We start from the raw sequence: 25181 nt of genomic DNA, 5'->3' as shown, positions 1-25181 counted from the left end.
GCTCCTTTACTTCTATTGTTTATCTGTGGATTGGTCTACATCATAATTTACTTTCTCTGCCTGCCAAAAGTATTCGCTAAAAACATCTGCAAGCGCTTCAGCTGAACGGTTTAACTCTTCAAATGTATTATCAACTCCGCCGAATTCAATTAACAAAGCATTTTCAGAAAGATTTTGATTGTATACACCGTTTGAGCCAGCGTCCTTTTTCATTAAAACTCCCCAACTAATTCCTTTATATTTTTCTTGTAATAAGTTATGGAGGTCTGTTGCTAATTTAAGATTTTTTTCATAATTAGGGTTTTTTCCTCCAACCACAAAAACTAGCTGCGCATATGCCTGTCCATTAATAATAGGGGTTGTTTTATCCTTACGTCGGGCATCCCGGTGGATATCAATTAAATAGTGAATATCATTATTTGTTGCCATTGCTTCCCTTACCAATTCACCAGATTTCGAATAGGCACCAGCCATTTTTACAGACCCCATTACATCTGATTTATCAATGGATGTTCCAATTCCTCTTGCCTCTAGACCCGCTTTTAATTGATCCCCGATTTTTGTGACATTTAACTGGGAATGGTACGCAAGGTTAGGATCGGTTACCCCTTGTAAATATGGTAAGTAAGACTCGCGATTATGCGTAAAGTAGAGATGTACTACCTTTTTACCGCCTGTTGTAAGTGAAGGTGATGGTTTATCACCACTGCTGCTGCCTTGATCAATTCCCTCTAGATTTTGCAGGGAAGCTTCACGCTCCGCCTTCATTATTTCAATAGGCGGTGCTGATTCCATCGGCATGTTCGTATAATTGGAACCTTCACCAGCCACTACGATTTTTCCATCAAACTGAAAAAATCCTGGAAGTTCTCTGCCTAAGAGGCTCCTTGGATCATTTAAATTTATATTGCTTGAGAGCTGGAAAATTAAGTTGGTTAACTTAGGGCTCGCTGTTAAATTATCTTCTATAGATAAAAAATGATGATTCTCCCAAGCCATTAGTTGATAAAGCATTTTCCCATTCACCTGATTTGCAGCGGTGTTAACCGAAGCCGACACTGGCCGAAATTGGGGCTTTAAAGATGTTAATAACCCACTAATAGAAAACACTAATAGCATAAACAATAGGATAAAAGAGGTTACTTTTATTAGATTAGTACCTTGCACAGTCAAAAACAATCCAGAATTCTTAGTAGATTTCATGGTTCCACCTCTCAATTTAATTCTAGTAAATACTTATGACATTACTAGAATTGCTAGAACCATTATTCGTAATTGTGAGGTGGACACTTATCATTCATCTCGTATAGTAACCGGCATTTCCCTGATCAATATTACTGTGGAGTGAAGCATTTAACCCGCTTGCAATCAGATTAGCCATATCTTCAATAAACACATCTACTTCTTTTGGAGTAACCATTAAATTGTGTCCCAAAGGAGAGAGGACCTCGTATATTAATTTTCGTTTTTCTTCTTCTTCTAATGTTCCAATCATCCCAAGGAAGGTCTGACGATGCTTTTCTTCAGGAAGATCCTCCTCCGTTAGCTTTTTTCGTTTCCCAAATGTCATCCCCGCTGGTGCCAAGGCTCTTGAAGGCCGATTTCCTTCCTTAAGTTCCTTTCCAAAGTGCTTAAGAATAAAATCTATGGTGTCACTCGTGATGGAAACTGCATCGACAACGGTAGGAACACCAATTGCAATGACCGGAACTCCTAATGTTTCTTTACTTAATTCTTTTCTTTTATTTCCTACGCCAGACCCTGGGTGAATACCTGTATCAGAAACTTGAATGGTAGAATTAACTCTTTCAATAGACCTCGCAGCCAAGGCGTCAATGGCTATGACAAAATCAGGTTTGGTTTTCTCTACTACACCAAAAATAATATCGCTGGTCTCAATCCCAGTCAGCCCCATCACACCAGGTACCAAAGAACTAACCGGACGGTACCCATCCTCTACATGTTCAGGCTGCAATTCGAACAAATGCCGAGTGATTAATAAGTTCTCACAGACCATTGGGCCAAGTGCGTCAGGTGTAACATTCCAATTCCCCAGCCCTACCACGAGGCAAGAGGCATCCTTTTTAATCCCAGTTCTTTCTAAGAAGTGAGCAAATTCTTTAGAAAAAATTTCTTCCACCTTTTGTTGTAAAGGAGTGTCCTGCTGTCTAATCCCCTGTACTTCCATCGTTAAATAGCGGCCCGCTTTTTTACCGAGCTGTTTTCCTCCAGCTTCCGTGACCTCCACTAATGATATTTTTATATCATCTATATCTTTTTCTTTAATAATGACTCCTTCGATTTGGGAGATATTTTCTCCTTGTTGAACGGAGCCTTCCCTATCGGCAATAACCATCTCTCTTGCTTCAATCGCTAAATCCGTTCGAATGGAATACTGGCTTAAGTCAATATCAATGTTCTTGTTCTCCTGCACATGTCTCGCTCCCATCATTTATCTAGTTAGAAACTATTTCCTATTTTTGCCCCTTTTCGGCTAAAACATTCAGGTTATTCTTATATGTAGTTAAATCTAGTATTGCAATATAGGGTTTGGTTTGATAAAATATCTCTTGTTCTGATTAATTGTGAATGAAGGTAAAGTCGAGTTCATATAGTCTCGATTCTTTGTAGGAGGTGAAAGTAATGCCTAACATTAAATCTGCTATTAAGCGTGTAAAAACAAGCGAAGCTCGTAATGCTCAAAATACAACTGCTAAATCTGCAATGCGTACTGCTGTTAAGAAAGTAGAAGCTGCTGTTACTCTTAACGATGCTCCTGCTGCTAAAGAAGCATTCTCAACTGCTGCTAGCAAACTAGACAAGGCTGCTGCTAAAGGACTTATCCATAAAAATGCTGCTGCTCGTAAAAAATCACGTCTTGCTAAAAAAGCTAACTCTTTATAATAATAAAGAGCGAAATGCAAAAAACGATTCCCCTGTTGGAATCGTTTTTTGTTTTATCGTTTTATTTTAAAGAGCAGCATTTCAATTAGTAATGACTTATTCATTCCGCCAGTCTTCATCTGGTGATCCGCATTAGCAAGCATCGCCATAAGATGAGTCAATTCTTCATCTTTAAATTGATTGGCTTGCCCTGCTGCCAGCTTTACACGAAAGGGATGGGTTTTTAGAAAACCAGCAATTTGCTGTTGTCCATACCCTCGGCGTGAGAGCTCTTTGACTTGATAAATTAACCTGAACTGCCCTGCCAATAAGGCTAAAATTTTTATTGGTTCCTCATTTTGTTTTAACAAATCATAATAAATTCGAAGTGCATCCTCTGGCTTTCGCTGTACAACCTTCTCAATTAGTGTAAAAATATTTTGTTCAAGAGACCTTGAAACTAACTTTTCCACCATTGCCGCGTTAATCCTTTTTTCCTCTGCGGCATATAGAGCTAGTTTATCAACCTCACTGGAAATCATAAACATATTGGTTCCAACCAAGGTGATTAACAAATCCAGCGCATCCGGGTCAAAGACAATGCCATTCATCGTTGCTCTCTCTTTTACCCATTTTTTTAACTCATGTTCATTTAACTTTTTAGCCTCTACTGAAACGGCTGATCTTTTTAATTGCTTGGTAATTTTTTTTCGTTCATCCAGCTTCTCATACGGTGCTGAGATAACCAAAACCGTATAGGGTGCTGGGTCATTAATGTATGCTTCAAGACGGGAGAGATTATGATCCATTTTTTCCTTTGTTTTTTCTGCGGTTAAAAACTTAGGATTATGTAGAAAAATTACTTTCTTTTCACCTAAAAAAGGGAAAGTCTCAGCATCTTCTAGCGCCGCTTCAATAGGGACTTCATCTAGATCATAGGCAGTAAAATTAAAGTCTTGCTCTTCTTCCTCTAGAACTTGATTAAGCAGTAATTGTTTTGTTTCATTGATTAAAAATGCTTCTGTACCATATAATAAATAAATGGGAGCAATTTCCCGTTGTTTAATTTGTTTCCATATATCTAATACCATTATCCAAGCTCCCCTTCGATTCTCGTTCCATTATCTATCGTAATGAAGCTTGGACATTTTGACAAGTGTTAAAAGGGAATAGACGCTTTTCTGACAAGCGCCAATTCCCGATCTATAATGAACGCCTGCAATCAAAGCCCTAGGATCATTTAATTGCTTGGCGGAGTTCCTGTGTAAATTTAGTGTCACCTTTTTAGGTTAAAGTATTTGTGTCAACTCTTGTCAATAAAGGAAGTAGATATTGAATGTATGCTGGATTTTTTAAATAAAAAAGCTTATACTATTATGTGAAATAGGAGGGGTATACTGTGAATGAATTTGAAAAGAATGTGCAAAGTAAACGCAATGACGCAATTGATTCTGGGGTAGGTTTTATCGTTTCTTTTGGTTTTTTTGCTACAATGTTTATTATTGCAACAGTTATTAAAATTATCGGATCCTAATGTACGCTACATAATGAACCTTTGGAGGCTGCATATTTGCAGTCTCTTATGTGTCTCACGAGCTATTGCTTTATATTATGTAAAAAGGGAGAAAAGGTTCCACTTTCATTATAAAACCGAAAGGAAACTGCACCATGCAGGTCAGTCCTATATATAGTTGTGTTAGATAGTTGTTCTAACACTTCGTTATCGGGATGACCATAGCGATTTTTTTCACCAACCGAGATCCAGGAAATCGATGGTGTAATACTGTTTATAAATTTCTCACTGCTTGAAGTTTTGCTGCCATGATGGCCGGCCTTTAAAACATCAATATCCAAATTCGGATATTTCCTAATGATCCTTTCTTCACCTTCTTGATCGAGATCACCGCCAAAAAACCATTTAAGACCTCCAATATTTGCGGTTATTGCGATGGAACCGCTATTTCGCTCACCTTTATAATTTTTTTCAGGACCTAAAACATAAAAGAGGCTTTTTTTATTTTTCCATTGGCTTCCTTCAGCTACCTTTACTACTTGTATTCCCTTTTTAGTAGCCTCCTGGATAATGGTTAATTCTGATTTTGAAGGTTCTGCAACAGATGGCATAATGATCTGTTTTACTTTAATTTCCTTTAAAACAGCCAAAGCCCCGCCAATATGATCACTATCACCATGTGTGAGAATCAATTTATCTACTTTCTTGATTCCCTTGCCTTTCAAAAATGGAACAACGACATCTCTCCCAACTTCAAATGGTTTTGCAGCCTTTTTCCATTGCTCCTCTTCGAACTGAACTGTTCCACCAGTATCAATTAAATAAGTACCCTGACTAAATGGGTAGTGGATCAATATACTATCTCCCTGTCCAACATCAATCATGGTGATTTCTCCAAAAGGATTTACTACATTCCAAACGTTCTGAAATGTAAATAAGATAATCGCCAAAAGAATAATAACTTGTTTCCCTTTGTTCTGCAAACCCATTTCCCATACTAGAAAAATCATCAGGATAAACAGAATATAAACAATAAGGCTTAGCCAATTGGGTCTTCCGGTTATGAGTTGAGCAAAAGATAAGTCTGCAAGCCGTTCGATTAAGCCATTTGCCAAAGTGATAATATTCATAAATAAATTTATGAGAATGGATGGAGTATCATCAAAAATAAGCTGAATGAAAAACAAAAGATAGAAACCGGGAAGAAAAACAAACGAAAAGAGTGGAATATAGAGAAGATTGGCACCAATGCTCATAAAGGAAACCTCAAAAAAGTGGTACAGTAATATTGGCAGCGCTGCAAGTTGTGCAATGACTGATATGACAACCATTGCCGAAACTATTTTCTGGTAACGAGACAAAATGCTGGTGGAAGAAAAAATAATTGCGAAACTGACGGAAAAAGATAACTGAAAGCCTGCATCTGTTATAATCAGCGGAGTAAATAACACATAAACCATCAGCGTGATGCTTATAGCATCAATCGGTGACAGTTTTAATTGTTTCTTCCATCTTAAAAAAAATAAAACAAGGAAAATCGTTAACACCGCGCGAATTACAGATGGGGATGCACCTGTTAAAATCGCGTAGATTGGCAAAATAATAAGAAGAACATTCATCATAAACTGTCTGGTTAATCCGATTCTAATGCCTAAATAAAAAAGCATCCCGATTAATAAAGAAACATGCAGACCAGAAATGGCCAGTAAATGGACAATGCCTGTCCTTTGATAGTCCATTAATGTCTCTGGTTCAAACATACTCCTATCACCAAAAATTAATGCTGCTGAAAGGGCTGCAATTTCAGGTGGAAAACTTTTTTCAAGGTAACGAATGCCAATAAAACGCATTTCTTTAATCACAGTTAATGGACTTGATTTAACTCTGGAACATTTGCTTAAAGGGTGTGTGTTTAGTTCGAGGATTTTATAAACTTGTTTACTGGATAAATAATTTCGGTAGTTAAATGCATTAGGATTTTTAGCAAAGGGAGGATTTTTCAATTGTCCAGTTACTTGACAGAGACGACCATAAAAGTTGGTGTCTTTTAACTTCTCTTTCTCTTCCTCAGATTTAATTTTATAGCGTATTATAAGCTTTTCTTTATTCTTTTTTTCTAACGCTGTAACCTGGAGCATATCACCATCCACTTTTGTGTTCTCTGCATATTGCACATGGAAGATAGATAGGCTGTCTGACAGTTTAGAGTTATTATTTGCTGCAGTATGTTCACCGGTGAGATAAAAAATAAAGAACAGACAGAGGACGAATGTAAGCTGTGGGGTGGAATATCTCTTATATTTGTTCAAAAGAATAAGGTAAATAAGGGTTAATAGAAGGAACAGAAGCATAGAGAATAACGAGGTTAATACACCTAATAATGCAGCAATTGCAAAATAAAAATATTTACCATTCATATCGTTCTCCCTTTTTTCAGCAGGATTTCACGCCGGAGAGACCGGCGCTTGTCTACATGCTATTTATTTAACTGGCGTAAATCGATCACAGATTCTTTTAATTCTACCTTTTCAGTCTTTACGTTTGCTTGCTGAAATAACTCGAGTGCGTGCGGGTGATTCTTATAATCTTCTGCATAATAGACAGTTTTAATCCCAGCTTGGATAATGGCTTTACAGCACTGTAAGCACGGAAAATGTGTGACGTAAATTTCCGCTTCAGCGGTAGGTACGCCAAATTTGGCACATTGCAGGAGAGCATTCATTTCTGCATGAATCGTCCTTACACAATGATTATCTATCACATAACAGCCTTTATCGATACAATGGTCTCCTCCCGCAATCGAACCATTATACCCACCCGCAATAATTCGCTTATCTCTTACAATCGTTGCTCCCACTGTAAGTCGCGTGCAGGTACTTCTTAATGCCAGCAAATGGCTTTGAGCCATAAAATATTGATCCCAAGAAATGCGTTCCACTCTCTCCAACTCCTCCAAATTTCGATTTATTTCTCCCTTAAGTGTAATATTGGATACTTTAATAGGTCAATAAGATTTCCTTATTGAACTGTAATTAAATCTTTTAGTTTATCAAATGTTTTGTCACCGATTCCACTTATATTTTTCAAATCTTCAACATTTTTAAATAGTCCATTTGTTTCCCTGTATTCTATAATGGCAGCCGCCTTTGAAGGACCGATTCCAGGCAGGTTTTGTAATTCAATTTCACCCGCTTTATTAAGATTAATTTTCCCTTGTTTAGCGCCTCCCGTTTCCGAAGGATTAGTCGTCAATCCCTGCGTCACACTCCCATCCTCTCCCTTTGCGGGAATATAAATCACCATTGCATCCTGGACATGTTCTGCAAAATTCACCTTGCTTTCATCAGCATTTTCCGTTAAGCCTCCCGCACGCTGAACCACATCTATTACTCTTTCATCCTGACTAGTTGAATAAACTCCGGGCATTTTGACCTGCCCCTTTACATCTACTATGAGGCTTTTGATTTCCTGAATTTGGTTTTGCGGCGGTTGGGCTGCCTCTTCTTTCCCATTTATGTCTGTTAGGACAACTTCTTCCACATTAATTTCTGAAGAGGATTTTCTTTCATCAAAAAAATAATAACCGGTCATAAGAGCTATGATTACAGTGATAATGAGATAAATTTTATGCTGATACATCCAATCCTTCATAAGTTATTCATCCTTTCAGTTGGTATATTTCACTATCAATTTTCATATTGTTATTAGAGAATCTGCATGCGAAGGAGGGTCGGAATAATGAAAATTGGTATCATTGGTACCGGTAATATGGGGACAATTTTAATCGAGGCTTTGATTGATGGAAAAGCACTTTCCCCTTCTTCAATGGTGATAACAAATAGAACAAAAACAAAAGCGATGCTGCTTAAAGATAAATATAATGATATTAGGGTTGGGGAAAATGCAGCTGCTGTCGCGTCTCAATCCGATTTGGTGTTCATTTGTGTAAAACCCTTGGATGTTTTTAAAATCCTTGAAGAAATCAATCCCCATTTAAATACTAGGAAATGCATTATTTCCATCACAAGCCCAATCGATACAAATCAACTTGCGGCGAAAACAACTAGTTCTGTCATTAGGGTTATTCCAAGTATTACAAACCGTGCATTAGCTGGAGTTTCTCTTATAACATATGGAGAACAATGCAGTAACAGTTGGAAAACAAAAGTGGAGAGTTTATTTGCAAAAATTTCGGTACCAGTAACAATTGACGAGAAAATTACGAGGGTGGCCTCTGATATTGTCAGCTGCGGTCCAGCATTTTTCAGTTATCTGTTACAACGTTTTATCCTTGCTGCTGTTAAAGAAACTGAGATTGATCAAGAAACGGCGACAGTGATGGCCAGTGAAATGATTGTGGGTCTTGGAGAGTTAATTAAACAGGGACATTATACATTGCCTTCGTTACAAGAAAAAGTCTGTGTTAAGGGTGGTATCACAGGTGAGGGTATTAAAGTAATGGAGGAGGAGCTTGGAGAGATTTTTGAACATGTTTTCCAAGCAACACATTCAAAATTTAATGAAGACCTAGAAAAGGTTCACTCACAGTTCTATAAGCAATAATTCGTTAAGATTTAACAAATTCCTTTATTTTTTTCAAGAAAAGCCATCTTTTTTACAAAGATGGCTTTTTTCTTGAAATAAAGAATATTCGTTCCGATTGTTCTTGTGGTTCTTGATTCTTAAAATCTGCACTGATTTCCAGTAATTCAAAACCTGCTTGTTCTAACCACTCAGAGTATTGTTGAACAGGGTATGTTCTTTGATAATGAAGTTCATCGAATCGATTATACTGTCCACTCTTTTCATCTAAAACAAAAAAACTTAATTCATGCTCTACACTATTAGGGGAATCACCAGCAAAGCTGTTCCAAATATAGGACAAGTGTTCCTCGGCTAACGTAAAGCTTTGGTTAATAAAAACATCAGAAATTTTATAAAGAGAATGAACATCAAAAAAGAATATGCCGCCATCCTTAAGGTGATTGTAGCTACTTTTAAACGTATGTATGACATCTTCATCAGATTGCAAGTAATTTAATGAATCACAAAAAATACCGATAATATCAAATTCTTCGTGTCCTTCTAAATTTGCCATATCTTGTTCAAAAAAAGGAATTTGCAAACCCTCTTCTTGTGCTTTTGCCTGTGCAACAGCGAGCATATCAGCAGATAAATCTACACCTGTAACCGAAAAGCCCTCCTTTGCGAAACGAACGGAGAGCTCTCCCGTACCACAGGCCAAATCCAGTAGATCTTTACCACTTACTTGATACTGAACCAACTTTTCTTTTACAAATCTCACCCATTCATCATAAGGAGCATCCTGCATGAGCTCATCATATAGATAGGCAAACTGCTCATAACTCATGTTGTTAGCTCACTGCGAATATCCTCTAAAGGTGCATCGCCCCATAAGCGTTCTAATTTATAGTAACTTCTCTCATCACGATGGAAAACATGTGCAACCACGTCTCCAAGGTCAATTAAAATCCATGTCGCTTCATCAAAACCTTCCATTCTTCGCACATTATATCCATTTTCTTCTGCTTTTTCTTTAATTTCTCTAGCAATTGCCTGAACTTGTTTGTCGGAGTTTCCGTGACAAATGATGAAGTAATCGGCAATTAAAGAAATACCCTGCATATTTAATGCTAAAATATCTTCCGCTCTTTTATCATCTGCAGCTTTTACAGCAATTTTTAATAACTCTTGATTAGACATTAATCAATCCTCCTGACTCATTACGAGATCATTATATGTTTTAAAACTATCCGGATACACCGGTTGATTCTTTTTCATTAAGAATAGTATGGTATTTTTAACTGCTTGTATTAATGCCAAGTTTAAGCTTTCTTTGGCTAAGGCTCTAACCTCATCCACGCCTGGAAAATGCCTGCCTGGTTCAATATAATCCGCTAAATAAATTACCTTTTCAAGCAGAGTCATTCTAGGCCTTCCAGATGTATGATAGCGGATGGCATCCAGTACTTCCTTATCCTTTATTCCCGCTTCCATTTCCACTAAATAGGCCCCTGCAGGTGCATGCCAAAGCTCTGAATGATATTTCAGTAACTCCTGAGGGAATTTTTGCGAAATGATAATTTGTTTCATTTCATCCTTAGGACGAAATTTTGCATAGTCGTGAAAGATTGCTGCTGTTTCTGCCTTTTTTACATCTGCACCGTATTGTTTAGCTAATGCAATCGCAGTTTCCATGACACCCAGCGTATGCTGATATCTATGGTCAGTCAACTGTTCTTTAACTATTTTCAATGCCTCTTCACGTTCCATATAAATGATTCTCCCTAATAAAATCGATGACCGAATCGGGTAATAAATAGCGTACGGTCATACCAGATTGTACTCTGTCTCTTATCATACTAGACGAAACATCAAATGCTGGTACATCTACATAAATGATAGGATAATCTGTTTGGGTGCTATACATTGGTCTTTCAACACCAACAAATTTTACGAGCTTAATCAATTCATCTACTTTATGCCATTTAGGAAGGTATTCAATCATATCTGCACCAATGATGAAGAAAAATTCATGGTTTGGATATCGTTCGTGCAATATCTTCATGGTATCGACAGTAAATGATGGACCTGATCTCTCCAGCTCATTTTTTTCGATTCTAAAAAATGGATTCGCTTTGATAGAAAGTTCAAGCATTTGCAGCCTGTCTATATTCTCAACTGACTCCGATTTCTTTTTATGAGGGGGCTCTTGGTTTGGCATAAACCAAATTTCATCAAGATTAAGTTTGGTGAGTACCTCATTAGCAATTAACAAATGTCCGTAATGAGGCGGGTCAAATGTCCCTCCCAATATCCCAACCTTTGTCATGATGTTCCCTCTCCTTTACTATGGAAGTGAAATTTGTTTCTTTTCTACCGATTCTTTGTAAAGTACGATTGTATTCCCAATAATTTGGACGATTTCAGCACCTGTTCCCGCAGCTAGCTGCTCTGCAACAACATCTTTATCTTCTTCACAGTTTTGCAGCACACTTATTTTAAAGAGTTCTCTTGCCTCTAACGCATCAGCAACTTGCTTAATCATATTTTCATTTACCCCGCCTTTTCCTACTTGAAAAATTGGATCTAAATGATGGGCTTTTGACCTTAAAAATCTTTTCTGTTTACCTGTTAACATTTCACGCCTCCAACTGTCTTAATACATTCTCTCGCATTCTTTTTACATCAGGGAAAATTCCAGTCCATTTCTCAAACGCAAGAGCACCTTGGTAAACAAACATTTCAACTCCATTTTGAACGGTTGCCCCCTTCTGCCTTGCTTCCATCAAGAACTGTGTTTCTAGTGGATTATAAACAATATCACAAACTAATGCTCCGCTTGTTAAGTAACTTAGATTAATCGGTGTTTCTGAAACCTTAGGGTACATGCCGACCATAGTTGTTTGAATCACTACATCGTATTCGTTAAGTTGAGCCTCAGCCTCATTCAAAGATAACGATTTAGATTTTGATTCAAATGGGCATGCTTCTATCAGCTCTTTCGCCCTTTCTACAGAACGGTTGGTAATATCAATTGCCAGCGGCTTCATTTTTGCCATCGTGAAATAAATGGCCCTTGCAGCCCCTCCTGCTCCTATGACTAAGACTTTCTTGTCCGAAAAGGATGTTATATAAGGTTCTAAACCTTTTATAAATCCATACCCATCCGTATTATAGCCGATTAGTTTACCATTATCATTAACCACAGTATTTACTGCACCAATACTCATAGCTAAATCATCGACACCATCTAAAAAAGGAAGAATGGCGCTTTTATGTGGAATTGTTACATTAAAACCTGATATTCCAATTGCCTTTAACCCTCTAATAGCTGTTTCTAAATCCTCTGGACTTACTTTAAAAGGATGATAATGGGCGTCAATTTCATAATAGGATAAAACATCATTAAGCATAATTGGTGACATTGAGTGACCAATTGGGTCTCCCAAAACCGCAAAAAGTTTCTTCACCTGATTCCCCTCATTTCCCCGTCTAAATTAAATTAAGGATTTTCGTGTCAAGGTTTGAACACCCTTTGGCACATATGCTGCAATTTTCACCCCTGGCTGATTAACGGTAATCCAGCCAAGCCCAGAAAATACAACATCCGTTTTTGCATCCTTAATCGTAAATTCTTGTCTTACTAGCTCAGGAAATGAATCCAATTCATCCTTTCGAGGTGGAGCTAGCATTTCCCCAACATGGTTTCGATATAATTCATCGGCATTTTCTGTTTTGGTCCGATGAATATTAATTTCATTTGAAACATGACACACAAATGAATTTCTTTCACCGCTTATAAAATCAAACCGAGCTAAGCCCCCAAAAAACAATGTTTGTCCTTCATTTAATTGAAACACCTTTGGTTTGATTTCTTTTTTCGGAGTAATAATTTTTAAATCCTTCTTATCAACATAGTGGGCCATCTGATGGTGATTGATAATTCCAGGTGAATCAATCAGTGCTTTGCCATCCTCAAGTGGAATTTTAATGATGTCTAGAGTGGTGCCAGGAAAGTGTGAAGTAGTAATAATATCTCCTTCACCCGTTACTTCTTTAATAATTCTATTTATAAAAGTAGATTTCCCTACATTTGTACATCCTACCACATAGACATCTTTTCCGTTACGCATTTCATCTATGGCAGCTGCTGTTTCTTTGATGAACTTGCCTTTCTCCGCACTGACTAAATACACTTCCTCAGGTCTTAGTCCCAGCTCTTTTGATTCTTGTTTCATCCAATTAATTAATTTGTTATGTTTCACCGATTTTGGCAGCAGGTCCACCTTATTACCTACTAAGATAATTTTGTTATTGCCGACAAATCGATGTAATCCAGGGAGCCAGCTTCCATTAAAATCAAAAATATCTACAATCATAACGATTAACGCATCGGTCTGGCCTATGCCATTTAGGATTTTCAAGAAGTCATCATCGGTTAAATTGACATCCTGTACCTCATTGTAGTGTTTAAGACGAAAACAGCGCTGACAAATAATACTTTCCTTTTCGAGTGCTGATGACGGTGTATACCCTAATTCCGCAGGGTTTTCCGTTTGTACCTTCACACCGCATCCTACACATAAATATTGCTCTTGTTCACTCACACTTTAATCCTCCCATTGAATCATACCTTTTCTTCTGAACCAATTCATAATTCTTCGTTCAGTAAAACGGTTAAATTTAGTAAAAAAACCATCCGTTTGTGCAACAGGGACCACAAGAATCGTATGAAATCCGCTTCTATTTCCACCTAATACATCCGTTAATAATTGATCCCCAATAACAACAGCTTCTTCCTTTTTGATTCCCATTTCGGAAAGTGCCTTATTAAATGCACGCACCATTGGTTTACGAGCTCGAAAAATAAATGGAATTTTTAATGGATCAGAGAATTCCTTTACACGCAATTCATTATTATTAGAAACAATTGTAACAAGTATATTGTGTTGTTTTATTTGTTCAAACCATTTAATGAGCTCAGGTGTGGCATTCGGTCGATCCCATTCCACAAGCGTATTATCCAAATCAGTAATAATGCCCTTAATCCCTCTTTTTTTCAGGTCTTCCGGTTTAACATCTAATATGCTTTTTACATGCTCATCAGGTAAAAAAATCTTTAGCACTAAGTTTACACCTCATTAATTCATCTGTTTATCTGTACCATCATAACCAATTTTAACCGTTGTATCAAAATAAAACTATTATAGCTGTTATGTTTTATTATTTGTCAAAGTCCGACATATTTTCATTAATTATGAATGCTTTTTGTTGTAAATACTAAATATAATAAATATTTTTCGACAAAATCATAGCATTTCCACTCCTGTGGATAAAGTTATTAACATTATACCCATTGTTTCAGTCACATTTATATACTTTATAAACAAATTAACCACAAGTTATCCACTGCAAATTGTGAATAATTGGAAAGGTTGTCCTATTGAAAGTAATTTGGTAGATTTAGGGTACACCAATGGAACTTACCATTTTATGCTTCATTTATACATTTTATACCATTTATTTTCCTTATGGAGGTGAATTCTAGATTGCGTAAACTGTCAGATGAATTATTGATTGAATCGTACTATAAAGCAAGAGAATTAAATCTAAGCCCCGAGTTTATACATCTAATTGAAACAGAAATTCATCGTCGTGCCTTATTCAACAAAATGAAAATTTCATCTTAATGAGATTATCCATATGCCCCCTGAGGGCTTTTTCTTTTTTACAAATACTATTGGTAAAAAGTACGGCACTTACAAAGCGCCGTCCCGTTCCTTTACAAGTACTCCAATTTTTTCACCAATTCGAATATCCTTTGGTGTATGGATAGAGGAATCTAATTTAAAAATTCCTTGTTCAAACAACAATACTACTGTAGAACCAAAACTAAAGTAAGCCATTTCTTCGCCTTTGTGCAGATTCATTCCTTTATGAGTCTTTTCAATCGAATTTACAAACATGGCTCCTACTTTCACAATCGCTATATGCCCGCTGGCTGTGTTCACCTCTGTAATCAGGCGATAGTTTTTTGCTAACGTTCGGACCCCATACTTTAAACCCATCTTATTGACAGGATATGATTTTGAGCCCAGTTCCCACTGTTTAACGATTATCCCCTCTACAGGACTATGAATCCGATGGTAATGACTCGGGCTTAAATAGAGCACCATATATGTACCATTTAAATACTTCGTTACTTTCTGATCGTTTCCTAACATTTCTTGTATGGAATATGCCTTACCCTTAACCATCATTTCACTTGTTTGATTAATGGTCCCGACATCCTCGATCACTGCATCCACCGGGCTTACTACAGTGTCTTCATATTTATCAATCATTCTCACGTCTTTTTTCAGCGTTCTGATAAATAAATCGTGCAGCGTGTCATATTCATGAAGTGCTCTTTCCATTTCATCCTGATTTAATTTATATATCTTCGCAAATGAAGGAATAACTACTCGGCTAATCCGCGAGCGTGCAAACCGCTGTAAAATGACTGATGTCCATCTTCCATTCGTTAGCTCTATCATTAAACGATATACATGCTTTAACATTACATGACCCCCAAAAAGTGTAAAAATACTCTTTACGAAATTGATTAAAAAGCTTAATATTAAATAAATAGAGTTAGGAAAATAAATAAAGTTCTCTTCCTGCTTGTTGAAAAGGAGTGGTGGAGCTAAATGTTTTTATTAGACGTTTTTGATTCTACAATTAAGAAACTGAAGTCCCAAACGGCGAATGTTATTACTTTAACGAATTTATCTTTTGGTGGTTTTGCGATAATCTTTGCAATGGAAGGAAATCTACGATTAAGTTTGCTTCTAATCTTTATCGCTGCATTAGCTGATCGATTTGATGGTATGGCAGCAAGAAAATTTAATATCGAGTCAGAGTTAGGCAAACAATTAGATTCCATGAGTGATATTATATCATTTGGAGTCGCGCCAGCACTATTACTATATCAAGGAATTTTAAATGAATTTGGCGGACCTGGATCGTTCTTCACTGTTTTTTATATCGGTTGCGGTGCTTTTAGATTGGCTCGCTTCAATATCTCCGAAAGCAACGGTTATTTTACTGGTTTACCGATTACAGCCGCAGGCTGTTTGGCAACCTTAAGCTTTTTAGCTATTCCGTATGTTCCTGCTCAAACATTTTTATTCATTATCATCATTTTATCATTCCTTATGGTTAGCCCATTTAAACTTAGGAAAATGTAATAAAGAAAACGGAAGCGCCTTTTTCAGGGAAAAAATGAACTGCATTTTTTCCTAGGCGCCGGAGCGAGACAAGCAAAGCCCAGCAGGAATCTGCCGGGCTCTATTTTTTATTTATTCTCTGTTAAATGAAGAAATTCAACGATATCATCAATACAGATTTTCACTGCCTTTTCCCAGAATTCTTTTTGATCTAAATCCACTTGCAAATGTTTAGAAGCCAAATCTTCAACACTCATGGAAGCAGTATCTCTTAATAAAGAAATATACTTTTCTTCGTATCCTGTACCTTCCTCAAGCGCCTGCGCATAGATACCAAGTGAGAACAAATAGCCAAATGTATATGGGAAGTTATAAAACGGAACGCCCGTAATAAAGAAATGGAGCTTGGATGCCCAGAATAGCGGGTGGTATTCGTCTAAAGCTTCACAGTATGCCTCCTTCTGAGCTTCTTCCATTAATACATTTAACGTTTCAACAGATACTGGTCCACGCTTTCTTTCCTCATAAAAACGAGTCTCAAATAAAAACCTCGCGTGGATGTTCATTAACAGAGCAACCGTTCTTTGGATTTTATCATCTAGCAAAGCGAGCTTTTCTTCTTCATCCTTAGCATTTTTTACAGCCGCATCAGCAACAATCATTTCTGCAAAGGTGGACGCCGTTTCAGCTACATTCATGGCATACCCGCGGTTAAGGTAATGTACACCTTTCATTGCATAGGAATGAAAACCATGCCCTAACTCATGAGCCAGCGTTGAAACATTAGATGGAGTACCTGAATAAGTCATGAAAATCCGTGATTCTTCACTTTCAGGAAACCCCGTACAGAAACCACCAGGAGCTTTTCCTGGACGATCCTCCGCTTCAATCCATTGGTTTTCAAACGCCTTTTTAGCAAAAGCAGCCATCTTTTCACCGAAAAGAGCGAAGTTTTGCTCGATAAATTCTGCACCCTCTTGGTAAGAAACCTTCGACTCGGATTTCCCATATGGAGCATCTAAATCAAACCAGCTTAATTTTTCAAGGCCTAATAGTTTAGCTTTACGATTCAGATATTGCACGAGCGGTTGTTTATTTTCAGAAATAACCGACCACATTGTTTCTAGCGTTTCTTTCTTCATTCTGTTCAAGCTTAACGGTTCTTTTAATACTTCTTCCCAGCCGCGTTTTTTATAAACATTTAACCGAAAACCTGATAAATGATTTAATGTTTTCGATAAATAATCAGCTTGCTCATTCCAGGATTTTTCCCAGCTTTTAAACACTTCTTTGCGGATAGCACGATTTGAACTGGAAAATCGATTGGCTGCCTGGCCAACTGAAAGTTGTTTTACTTCACCGTTTTCCTCAATAGGAACTTTTATCTTACTAACAATAAGATCATACAATTGACCCCAGCTATGATAGCCATCAACGCCAAGTGCACTAATGATTGCTTCTTCCTCAATTGAAAGCTTTTCTTTTGCTCGCTCACGCCTTTCTGTTAGCGAAAACGTTAGCTCCGTTAGGTAGTCATCTTCTAACACTTGTGCCCATACCTCATCATTGATTGTTGATAATTGATTATCAAATGCACTAAGAACGGATTGAAAAGACGCACTAAGCCCTGTTACGGTTGCTTCAAGAGCATATGCCTTTTTATCCTCTGTATTTTGCGCTTGAAGGCAGCCTACAAATGCTGCAGCTTGACGAAGCTTTTTACCTGCTATTTCAAAATCGGATAAAAGTTCCTTTAAATAAACCTTATCCTCTACTGTGTGGAGTAGTTTCCAGTTATGTACTTTTGTCTCAAAAAGCTCAATTAATTCCTTCGTTACCTTTAAATGGTCTGCGAGTTCAGCTGAATTACTTCCGCCTTTAAAAAATACTTCCAGATTCCAAACATCTGAATATGTAGTACCAGTCATCATTTTCCCCCCTCATATATGTACCTTTTCATTATAATATATTTATGGAATAATTCTATTATTATAGTTGCTCAAAGAAATAGCTTGTGCTTCGCTTGCACAAGCTTCATTTTTCCTTAACAGAAAGTTGTATAATACCACCAGCCGCCAAAGATGAGGACTAGTATTAATAACACGATGAAGAGTGCGTACCAGCCTCCCACACCCGTTGCATAAGGGACAGGATAAACTGGATAAGGGGCTGGGTAAAAACAAGAATTCGGATAACCATATGACACATGAATCCCCCCTTTTCCTTTTTATAATAGGTTATGTCCCGGTTTTGTGACATGTATAGGCACTAGCGGTTTTCATAGAAAAAAAGAGTGGGTATATCTTCTCAAGGGTTCCGTTTTGAGAAAATACTCACTCTCTTTTAGTTAAAAATGTCTGTCTTACCCGAGTTAACCAGCAAAAGGAAAATAAGCGGAGGGTTTCCGGTTAAATGTAAAATGGAGCGCAATTCGGGGAAAATAAGCGGACGTATTCCACTTAATCAAGGTAAAATCCCCTATTTTCGAATTTTTGGAGCCAATAGGCGGAATCCTTCCGTCTAATTAAGGCTAATTTTAATACTAATTACTAATTAAGAGGAATTCCTCCGCTTAATTTTCAAACAGCACAGGAACTAAACCACCTGATGTCTCGACCACGTATGTGCTGACCATAAATTGTAGACAGCTTGATATATAAAGAAAAACTTATGCCAATTCATACCTCAATTCTTGTGTTTATTAATAAGGAAGCACCCGAAACACTTTCATAATCTCCTCTTCCATTAGTTCTTTTTTTTACGCTCTTTTTCAGCACGATAAAATTCATGAAACATCTTCATTAATGCTCTTTTTTCAATCCTAGAAACATAGCTTCGAGAAATGCCTAATTCTTTCGCAATTTCTCGCTGTGTTTTTTCCTTTTGAAGGTCAAGACCAAAACGGCCAACGATTACTTCCTTCTCTCTGTCATCAAGAACATCAATATATTTTCGAATCTTTTCAAGCTCCATGTTTAACTGGATCGTATCAATCACATCTTCTGATTCTGATTTTAGTACATCAATAAGTGAAATCTCATTACCTTCTTTATCCTGTCCAATCGGGTCATGGAGCGAGACATCCTTTTTTGTCTTCTTTAGAGCACGTAAATGCATGAGAATTTCGTTTTCTATACATCGTGCTGCATACGTAGCAAGTTTAGTTCCTTTGCCTTCTGAATAGCTCTCAATGGCTTTTATTAATCCAATCGTTCCTATGGAAATTAAATCCTCTGAATCTTCCCCCGTATTTTCGAACTTTTTAACGATATGAGCTACAAGCCGTAAATTGTGTTCAATCAACATATTACGAGCATGTGAGTCCCCTTCCGCCATTAACCGTAAATATTTCCTCTCATCTGCAGCAGATAGGGGCTGCGGAAAAGCATTGTTTTTTACATAAGAGACAAGAAATAAAAATTCCTTAATGAGATAACCAAGTGCTGTAAAAATGCCTGCCATGCACATACACCCCCGTGCTTTTTTGGGCTTTGCCTATAACTAATTCCTATGTTAGAAACAGTCCGATTGTGTCTGTCCAAGACATTTTATTTGAAAATAAAGCCTTTTAGCATACACATAAAAAAAGCATTGACCTCTTTAAAAGATCAATGCTTTACTGTTATTCTACGCTAAGTTCAGCTGATATTACACAGCTGATCGCCCCAGTTATGACCAAAGCCATTACGACCATGAACATATTCCCCACCCCTTTAGATAGACCCTTTTATCTACTTCGAATTTATCATATTTTCACAGTATCTAACTAAAGGGAATGTGAACATTCTGTTAACAAACATTCGGCTCTATTATTCATGATCATATATCATCATTTCGATATATATCATTTTGGGATTTTCTTTTTTGGCTTTAAAAATAGAAACAATAAAAAGCTGTGTACTGGCATTATTCGCTGCCTCCTTAAATAGGCTAACTAGGTGGTATCTTTCATACTCCATAAGCTTGCTCCACGTTTTTGAATTAAATATATCATCGTAAAACCCACCTTTCTTTGTTTATTATGGTTTAGCTTTAATACATAATGCGATGAACGGATAGTTGGCGATCTTTCGTTGTTTCATAAATTTTCTTAATTTGTTCATGATGAGACGCTTCTTCCATACTCATCTCACGTTTTTTTATTGTAATTGATAAAAATAAAATATTTAAGGTCATAAAATTTCACCTCCCCTAAAGGGTTTATTACATTAAATGGTAAGCTGTAACTTGACGGTCTTTGTGCTGGTCATACAGCTTTTCAATCATTTCATTACGAATGGCTTCTTGCAGACTTTCTTCACGTTTCCTAACTGTAATCGAAAAAAACAAAATATTAAGGGTCATTTAAATACACTTCCTTTTTTTTAGGGTTAATTTATAGTAAATGATAAAGCGACAATTGACGTTCTTTGTTTTGCTCATAAAGTTTTTCAATCATTTCATTTCGAGCTGCTTGTTGGAAACTTTCCTTATGTTTTTTTAAAGTTATTGAGATAAAAAATATATTTAGGGTCATTACGATCACCTCACTTTCTTTTATTACCAAATTTGTAATTAATATCCATTAAATGCACACAAAAAGGCCGCAAGAAATTACTCCCTTGCGGCCTGTTTTTAGGCACAAAAATACCGCAGGGCAGCATTCTCCCTGCGGCATGGATATGTATAGTAACTAAAAAAATTAGTTAAGCAATCCATTCCTGTCGGTCGAATGCAATTTATTTACATATGCAGTTGTCATCCAAACAGCATTACCAGTGATAGCAGCCATTAACTTGATCATCATTTTCTTCGACCTCCTTCGGAATTTTTTACTAACTACGGTAATTATATCCATCAACATAACCTTTGTAAACCACTTTTTAAAATTTTTTTAAAAATAATCAATTTGCCTGTTTTTTAGTAAAAAAAAATAAACGTCCCTAAAGGGAACGCTTATCTCTGGTTGCCATCTTCCATATCCATAAGTTTGAGCTGGCACTGTTTTGATTGAATAAAAAGTAAAATTGACACCGCTAAAAAGGACATTGAGGCAATCATCATTATATTTACATCCATCTCACTCTTTGAGTCGGACGGAATAATTACACCTAAAAAGAAAAATACACCGACAGCGAGTAGTACGACAGCAAATTGTTTAAAATCAACCATTTTTTCATAAATCTTTTTTGTTTGTTTATCCACTGTTGGTCACCTGCTTTTCTTAAAATCTACTAAACTACTGTAACATAAATAAAGCAATAAATGTGGATGTAAATTTTAGAAAAACAAGAAAAAGGTCCGGCATCTTATGGCCGGACCCTCATCAATACTGCCTATCCTAAAGCAGCGACTATTTTCATAACCAATGTTGCAGAATGGGTTGCTGCTTGGTCTATAAATTGGTCAAAGGAAACTTCAGATTCTTTCCCAGCGATATCGGATAAAGAGCGAATGATAACGAAAGGAACTCCGAAACGGTGTGCTACTTGAGCTATAGCGGCTGCTTCCATCTCGACAGCCTGTAATTTTTCGAACTTGGTACGGACAAAATTAACACGCTCAGGATCTTCCATGAATGAATCCCCTGTAACAATAAGCCCTTTAACGACTTGGAATTTATCTAGTTCTTTTGCAGCATTTTCAGCTATGTAAACAAGCTTGTCGTCGGCTAAAAAGGCTGCAGGCAGCTGTGGTACCTGTCCGTATTCATAACCAAAGGCTGTTACATCCACATCATGGTGCCGAACCTCTGTAGAAATTACAGCGTCTCCAACATTTAAATCAGGGTTAAAACCACCAGCAGAGCCAGTATTAATAATACAATCCGGCTTATACTTCTCAAGGAGAATGGTTGTCGACATGGCTGCATTAACTTTACCAATGCCTGAGCGCAGCAAAATCACTTCTGCCCCATTCATTTTTCCAAATGTAAATTCACATCCAGCAACCGTTTCTTGAGTTTGACCCTCGATATGATCCCTTAATAGTTTTACTTCTTCTTCCATTGCTCCAATTATCGCAACTTTCATATTAAAACCTCTTTCTTATTGTTTTACTCTCTCATAAACATTATTTTTATAATCTTCCTCGGATTTATCCATTGTATCCGCAAACACTATTCTACCATTATTCGACAGCTTTCTTCCATTGCGAGGAGTATTCACATACATTATCCTTATTGAGATGTTGGTATTATCCCATTGATTCATTCTCAGAAAATAACTAGAATGTACATAGGGAAAGGATGATAACGATGCTGGATTTTAAACTTGAATTTATTGAGGATAGAGTAGAATTTTTTGATGCAACCGATCTTAAAGTCTTGGAAAAGAAAATCGAGGCAAAAATTGAGGAAAACAAGGCAATTCTTTTAGGTGTTCATTCAGTCTCCCATCAAATGTATGCTAACGAAAAGGGTCAGACTTACTTTACTGCAGTTGTGCATTTTAAACGTAAAAAATAGGATGGTTAGCCCATCCTATTTTTTATTGTTCAATTGCAGAAAGCTCCTCGACCTTTACTGGCGTCCAGCCTTCACCATCCACCCATTGAAGGTAGACATTGAATTTCTGCGTTTTATCTTTCGATGCAACAGTACTGAACGTCCCAGTACCAGAAGTTTTATCGCGGCCTAACCAATACACAGTCATATTGCTTTCTTCTAATCCTGTAGCATAAGAAATGGCCTTTAGCATTTCCTGCCAATCCACAGAGGAACTATCATACACAGGGGTGTGTTCACCCGTTTGTGCTGTACCTACAGGCTTCCAGGCTGGGTTCTCGATGGTTCTAACTACATTAGAAGTTCCGTCCCCCTCTGTGATAACTGCCTGAGATTCATCTTCTTGTTCAGGTACAGAGGCTTCTACTCCTTCTTCATCTGCACTTCCCTCTGAATCACTGTCTTTCTTTGTTTCTTCTACTTCTTTTTTATCTTCAATATTTTTATCCTCTTTTTCTGAGGCTTTGTTTACTGCTGTTTTTGTTTGTTCCTCTTTAGGAGACGCTTTATCGTCACCTGATAAAAAAATAGTATAGGCTACAAAGACAATGAGAGCTAGGACAATAACAATAAGACTATTCAAGACGAGGTTCGTTTTCTTTCTTTTAGCCCGATAACTAGAACGTGAGCCAGATTGGAAATCGTTACTCATTAAAATATCCCTCCAAATAGAAAAGCGGGAGCGCCGCTAAACAATTAATATGGCTGTGAACATTCTAACATGAATCGAAAATAACTTGAAGGATTTTCACTAAAGTTAATCTTATTGTCCCTCTTTGTCATGTTCATGTAACATTTTAACCATATCGGCAAAGAGTAAATTAACGCCTCCCTCTGTATCAAGAACATCCAAATTCACGGCAACAAGCGCGTATTTAGGGTTTTGATAGGGAAAATAACCGGCAAACCATTTATTATGCAGTTGTTTATCCTCTTGGAATTTTCCTGTCTCCGCGGTACCTGATTTTCCAGCAACTTCGTATGGAAGGTCTTTAAACCACTTTCCAGTCCCATTTGGATTAACAATAACCTCTCTTAATAATTTCTGCAGTTTCATTGCTGTATAGGGAGAAATAATGTCACCAGATAACTCTTGTTTGCCAAAGTTAACCATGGTCGTACCATTTTTATATTCGATTTTTGAAACAGTTCGAACCATTTCTTTTTTTCCACCTCTGGCAATTGTGGCCATCATATTGGCTACTGCCAAAGGTGTGGCACGAACCTCATGCTGACCGATTCCTGACATAGCAGCAAAGTTGGGGTCGCCTTTAGCCTCTTCTGTTAAAAATACCCTTCCTTTATCCTCATCGACTAACTGTTTAAAATTATTGGTATGGTAGATTTCACCCTTCCATCCTACAGTGCCTGTTAACGACAGTTTCGCAGCATATTCTTCCAACAACTCTTTATCTTTCTTTTGAAGTTCCCTTGCCAGCTCACCGAAAGTCCTGTTGCAACTTCTCGCAAAACTATCAGTGAAGGAGAGCATGCCATAATTATATTTTAATTCAGGTTCCCCATTAATTTTTATACTGCAATTAAATAACCGGGTCGGGTCATCAAGGTTTTGATCAATAGCCGCGGCTGCAACCACTGTTTTAAAAATAGACCCCATTATTTCTTGCTTCAACATTCGATTTGTAATCCCTGAACCGCTATAAGGGTCATTTGGATTAATGAGCGGACGGGAAACAGAGGCTAAGACACTATTGCTTTCTATATCTAGCAGCACTAAACCTCCCTTTTTAATTCCATGCTTGTCCACTAGCTCCTCAGACATTTGCTGCACACTTTTATCGATCGTTGTTCTTACATTTACGGGATAAAAAGGATTAGCCGGATCAACATATTTGACATTAATACCAAATAAAGGAGCTCCGTCCCCATCTACATGATAAACAAGTTTTGATTTTCCTTCAGGAAGCAAAAATTCATCAAAACTCTCTTCAAGACCCGAAACACCAATCAAGGTTTTCTCAGATAGCTCTTTTTCTGGATAACGCTTTTTTAATTCTTTTGCATTTTCACCTGTTAATCCAATTAATTGTTCTGCAGGAATATCAGAACGTTCAAATTTTTTATCAATCGCAAATACACCTGGAATCTCTAGTTTGTTGATTCTTTCCATTTGGGATGAAGTTAATTCCAAAGGCTCTGGTTCTCCATAGGCAAATGGCTTTTTTGCACCTTCTACGGCCATTTTTAATCTATCTTCTGATATTCCAGAAATGGTTGAGACAGCATGACTATCCCAAGTCATATTCTTTAAGAAAGGAAAGAGAACTAGAACGGGCACTTTTTTATGGGTAAGTAAATCTCCATTTCGGTCAAGAAAATTACCTCGCCCATTATCAATCACTAATTCTTGTGTTCGTTGTTGGACGCTTTCTTCCAATAAATTCACATTGTGCTTCGAAAAGGTTTCGGTTTCGACCAGCTGGATTTGGATTAATCGAGCGATAAGAACCAGCAGCCCAGCAATGCATAAGATGAGTAAACCTTTAATCCGTTTACGTATCATAAAAAACACCTCGTCAAAAGTTTTGACGAGGTGTCCCCATTTCAA

General features: G+C 37.2%; 31 protein-coding genes and 1 pseudogene. 6 read left to right on the top strand and 26 right to left on the bottom strand.

Going from position 1 to position 25181, the window contains the following annotated elements:
- Positions 1-12: 12 nt before the first annotated feature.
- Together spoIIP and gpr are read right to left on the bottom strand one after the other, a co-directional pair.
- A complete protein-coding gene (gene spoIIP, locus ACN6MT_RS12630) occupies positions 13-1203 on the bottom strand; it encodes a stage II sporulation protein P (protein ID WP_063251354.1) in 1191 nt (396 codons plus the stop codon).
- Between the two features lie 94 nt (positions 1204-1297).
- Positions 1298-2356: a GPR endopeptidase gene (gene gpr / locus ACN6MT_RS12625; protein ID WP_419956430.1), complete on the bottom strand. Its 1059-nt coding sequence runs from the start codon at positions 2354-2356 to the stop codon at positions 1298-1300.
- 287 nt (positions 2357-2643) lie between these two features.
- Between gpr and rpsT the strand changes: the two genes are divergently transcribed.
- Positions 2644-2904: a 30S ribosomal protein S20 gene (gene rpsT, locus ACN6MT_RS12620; protein WP_063251355.1), complete on the top strand. Its 261-nt coding sequence runs from the start codon at positions 2644-2646 to the stop codon at positions 2902-2904.
- Between the two features lie 53 nt (positions 2905-2957).
- On the opposite strand, the gene holA is transcribed toward rpsT, so the two are convergent.
- The gene (gene holA, locus ACN6MT_RS12615) at positions 2958-3974 is read right to left on the bottom strand and encodes a DNA polymerase III subunit delta (protein ID WP_419956098.1); all 1017 of its coding nucleotides are present in this window, start codon (positions 3972-3974) and stop codon (positions 2958-2960) included.
- A gap of 308 nt (positions 3975-4282) precedes the next feature.
- On the opposite strand from holA, the gene ACN6MT_RS12610 reads away from it, so the two are divergent.
- The gene (locus tag ACN6MT_RS12610; RefSeq protein ID WP_045517769.1) at positions 4283-4417 is read left to right on the top strand and encodes a YqzM family protein; all 135 of its coding nucleotides are present in this window, start codon (positions 4283-4285) and stop codon (positions 4415-4417) included.
- Positions 4418-4479: 62 nt separating this feature from the next.
- On the opposite strand, the gene ACN6MT_RS12605 is transcribed toward ACN6MT_RS12610, so the two are convergent.
- From ACN6MT_RS12605 to ACN6MT_RS12595, 3 genes and pseudogenes are all read right to left on the bottom strand, one after another.
- Positions 4480-6813: a DNA internalization-related competence protein ComEC/Rec2 gene (locus tag ACN6MT_RS12605; protein ID WP_419956097.1), complete on the bottom strand. Its 2334-nt coding sequence runs from the start codon at positions 6811-6813 to the stop codon at positions 4480-4482.
- Positions 6814-6875: 62 nt separating this feature from the next.
- A pseudogene (locus ACN6MT_RS12600) lies at positions 6876-7334 on the bottom strand (ComE operon protein 2); the annotation flags it as partial.
- Between the two features lie 80 nt (positions 7335-7414).
- Positions 7415-8047, bottom strand: coding sequence for a helix-hairpin-helix domain-containing protein (locus tag ACN6MT_RS12595; RefSeq protein WP_419956096.1), 633 nt, complete (start codon positions 8045-8047; stop codon positions 7415-7417).
- A gap of 87 nt (positions 8048-8134) precedes the next feature.
- Here ACN6MT_RS12595 and comER point away from each other — a divergent pair, with 87 nt between their 5' ends.
- A complete protein-coding gene (gene comER / locus ACN6MT_RS12590) occupies positions 8135-8959 on the top strand; it encodes a late competence protein ComER (RefSeq protein WP_063251360.1) in 825 nt (274 codons plus the stop codon).
- Between the two features lie 52 nt (positions 8960-9011).
- Here comER and ACN6MT_RS12585 read toward each other — a convergent pair whose 3' ends face one another.
- Genes ACN6MT_RS12585 through ACN6MT_RS12550 form a run of 8 tightly spaced genes read right to left on the bottom strand, consistent with a single transcriptional unit; the run spans position 9012 to position 14046 of the window.
- Positions 9012-9767, bottom strand: a complete 756-nt coding sequence (locus ACN6MT_RS12585; protein WP_419956095.1) for a class I SAM-dependent DNA methyltransferase — start codon at positions 9765-9767, stop codon at positions 9012-9014.
- Positions 9764-10120, bottom strand: a complete 357-nt coding sequence (gene rsfS / locus ACN6MT_RS12580; RefSeq protein ID WP_063251362.1) for a ribosome silencing factor — start codon at positions 10118-10120, stop codon at positions 9764-9766. The genes ACN6MT_RS12585 and rsfS overlap by 4 nt, the downstream gene beginning before the upstream one ends.
- Before the next feature lie 3 nt (positions 10121-10123).
- Positions 10124-10690, bottom strand: coding sequence for a bis(5'-nucleosyl)-tetraphosphatase (symmetrical) YqeK (gene yqeK, locus ACN6MT_RS12575; RefSeq protein ID WP_419956094.1), 567 nt, complete (start codon positions 10688-10690; stop codon positions 10124-10126).
- Positions 10680-11249, bottom strand: coding sequence for a nicotinate-nucleotide adenylyltransferase (locus ACN6MT_RS12570; protein WP_063251364.1), 570 nt, complete (start codon positions 11247-11249; stop codon positions 10680-10682). The genes yqeK and ACN6MT_RS12570 overlap by 11 nt, the downstream gene beginning before the upstream one ends.
- A gap of 18 nt (positions 11250-11267) precedes the next feature.
- Entirely contained in the window at positions 11268-11558 is a 291-nt protein-coding gene (yhbY, locus tag ACN6MT_RS12565; RefSeq protein WP_419956093.1) for a ribosome assembly RNA-binding protein YhbY, read from the bottom strand.
- A gap of 1 nt (position 11559) precedes the next feature.
- A complete protein-coding gene (aroE, locus tag ACN6MT_RS12560) occupies positions 11560-12390 on the bottom strand; it encodes a shikimate dehydrogenase (protein WP_419956092.1) in 831 nt (276 codons plus the stop codon).
- 27 nt (positions 12391-12417) lie between these two features.
- Entirely contained in the window at positions 12418-13527 is a 1110-nt protein-coding gene (yqeH, locus tag ACN6MT_RS12555) for a ribosome biogenesis GTPase YqeH (protein WP_063251367.1), read from the bottom strand.
- Positions 13528-13530: 3 nt separating this feature from the next.
- Positions 13531-14046 carry a YqeG family HAD IIIA-type phosphatase gene (locus ACN6MT_RS12550; RefSeq protein ID WP_063251368.1) on the bottom strand — a complete coding sequence of 172 codons (516 nt, stop codon included), beginning with the start codon at positions 14044-14046 and terminating at the stop codon, positions 13531-13533.
- A 423-nt stretch (positions 14047-14469) separates the two neighbouring features.
- Between ACN6MT_RS12550 and ACN6MT_RS12545 the strand changes: the two genes are divergently transcribed.
- Positions 14470-14610: a sporulation histidine kinase inhibitor Sda gene (locus ACN6MT_RS12545; RefSeq protein WP_063251369.1), complete on the top strand. Its 141-nt coding sequence runs from the start codon at positions 14470-14472 to the stop codon at positions 14608-14610.
- 69 nt (positions 14611-14679) lie between these two features.
- Here the strand turns inward: ACN6MT_RS12545 and ACN6MT_RS12540 are convergent, their stop codons facing one another.
- Positions 14680-15480: a phosphatidylserine decarboxylase gene (locus ACN6MT_RS12540; RefSeq protein ID WP_419956091.1), complete on the bottom strand. Its 801-nt coding sequence runs from the start codon at positions 15478-15480 to the stop codon at positions 14680-14682.
- A 129-nt stretch (positions 15481-15609) separates the two neighbouring features.
- Here ACN6MT_RS12540 and pssA point away from each other — a divergent pair, with 129 nt between their 5' ends.
- Positions 15610-16149: a CDP-diacylglycerol--serine O-phosphatidyltransferase gene (gene pssA, locus ACN6MT_RS12535; protein WP_063251371.1), complete on the top strand. Its 540-nt coding sequence runs from the start codon at positions 15610-15612 to the stop codon at positions 16147-16149.
- Positions 16150-16256: 107 nt separating this feature from the next.
- Here the strand turns inward: pssA and ACN6MT_RS12530 are convergent, their stop codons facing one another.
- The 9 genes from ACN6MT_RS12530 to mtnN all read right to left on the bottom strand — a co-directional run bounded on the left by ACN6MT_RS12530 (position 16257) and on the right by mtnN (position 22139).
- Positions 16257-18056 (bottom strand): M3 family oligoendopeptidase, encoded by a 1800-nt coding sequence (locus ACN6MT_RS12530; RefSeq protein ID WP_419956429.1) that lies wholly within the window; start codon positions 18054-18056, stop codon positions 16257-16259.
- A 116-nt stretch (positions 18057-18172) separates the two neighbouring features.
- On the bottom strand, positions 18173-18334 hold the full coding sequence (locus ACN6MT_RS12525; protein WP_169803635.1) for a hypothetical protein: 162 nt from the start codon (positions 18332-18334) through the stop codon (positions 18173-18175).
- Positions 18335-18873: 539 nt separating this feature from the next.
- Positions 18874-19590, bottom strand: a complete 717-nt coding sequence (sigK, locus tag ACN6MT_RS12520; RefSeq protein WP_045517798.1) for an RNA polymerase sporulation sigma factor SigK — start codon at positions 19588-19590, stop codon at positions 18874-18876.
- Between the two features lie 347 nt (positions 19591-19937).
- Positions 19938-20087, bottom strand: coding sequence for a hypothetical protein (locus tag ACN6MT_RS12515; protein ID WP_419956090.1), 150 nt, complete (start codon positions 20085-20087; stop codon positions 19938-19940).
- Between the two features lie 73 nt (positions 20088-20160).
- Positions 20161-20304 carry a YrzI family small protein gene (locus ACN6MT_RS12510; RefSeq protein WP_082799351.1) on the bottom strand — a complete coding sequence of 48 codons (144 nt, stop codon included), beginning with the start codon at positions 20302-20304 and terminating at the stop codon, positions 20161-20163.
- Between the two features lie 27 nt (positions 20305-20331).
- Positions 20332-20472, bottom strand: a complete 141-nt coding sequence (locus ACN6MT_RS12505) for a YrzI family small protein (RefSeq protein ID WP_082799352.1) — start codon at positions 20470-20472, stop codon at positions 20332-20334.
- A gap of 31 nt (positions 20473-20503) precedes the next feature.
- Positions 20504-20644 (bottom strand): YrzI family small protein, encoded by a 141-nt coding sequence (locus ACN6MT_RS12500; RefSeq protein ID WP_082799353.1) that lies wholly within the window; start codon positions 20642-20644, stop codon positions 20504-20506.
- Positions 20645-21063: 419 nt separating this feature from the next.
- Positions 21064-21312, bottom strand: a complete 249-nt coding sequence (locus tag ACN6MT_RS12495) for a YrhC family protein (RefSeq protein ID WP_063251373.1) — start codon at positions 21310-21312, stop codon at positions 21064-21066.
- 131 nt (positions 21313-21443) lie between these two features.
- Positions 21444-22139, bottom strand: a complete 696-nt coding sequence (mtnN, locus tag ACN6MT_RS12490) for a 5'-methylthioadenosine/S-adenosylhomocysteine nucleosidase (RefSeq protein WP_419956089.1) — start codon at positions 22137-22139, stop codon at positions 21444-21446.
- 224 nt (positions 22140-22363) lie between these two features.
- Here mtnN and ACN6MT_RS12485 point away from each other — a divergent pair, with 224 nt between their 5' ends.
- Entirely contained in the window at positions 22364-22573 is a 210-nt protein-coding gene (locus ACN6MT_RS12485) for a DUF2536 family protein (RefSeq protein ID WP_419956088.1), read from the top strand.
- 22 nt (positions 22574-22595) lie between these two features.
- On the opposite strand, the gene ACN6MT_RS12480 is transcribed toward ACN6MT_RS12485, so the two are convergent.
- Positions 22596-23264 carry a DUF1510 family protein gene (locus tag ACN6MT_RS12480; protein WP_419956087.1) on the bottom strand — a complete coding sequence of 223 codons (669 nt, stop codon included), beginning with the start codon at positions 23262-23264 and terminating at the stop codon, positions 22596-22598.
- A 111-nt stretch (positions 23265-23375) separates the two neighbouring features.
- Positions 23376-25136, bottom strand: coding sequence for a peptidoglycan D,D-transpeptidase FtsI family protein (locus ACN6MT_RS12475; RefSeq protein WP_419956086.1), 1761 nt, complete (start codon positions 25134-25136; stop codon positions 23376-23378).
- Positions 25137-25181 lie beyond the last annotated feature (45 nt).

It is taken from the genome of Neobacillus niacini (genome assembly GCF_048572935.1).
Classification (GTDB): domain Bacteria; phylum Bacillota; class Bacilli; order Bacillales; family Cytobacillaceae; genus Neobacillus; species Neobacillus niacini.
Note: the sequence above shows the minus strand (reverse complement) of the source record. Positions and strands in the feature narration are given on the sequence as shown.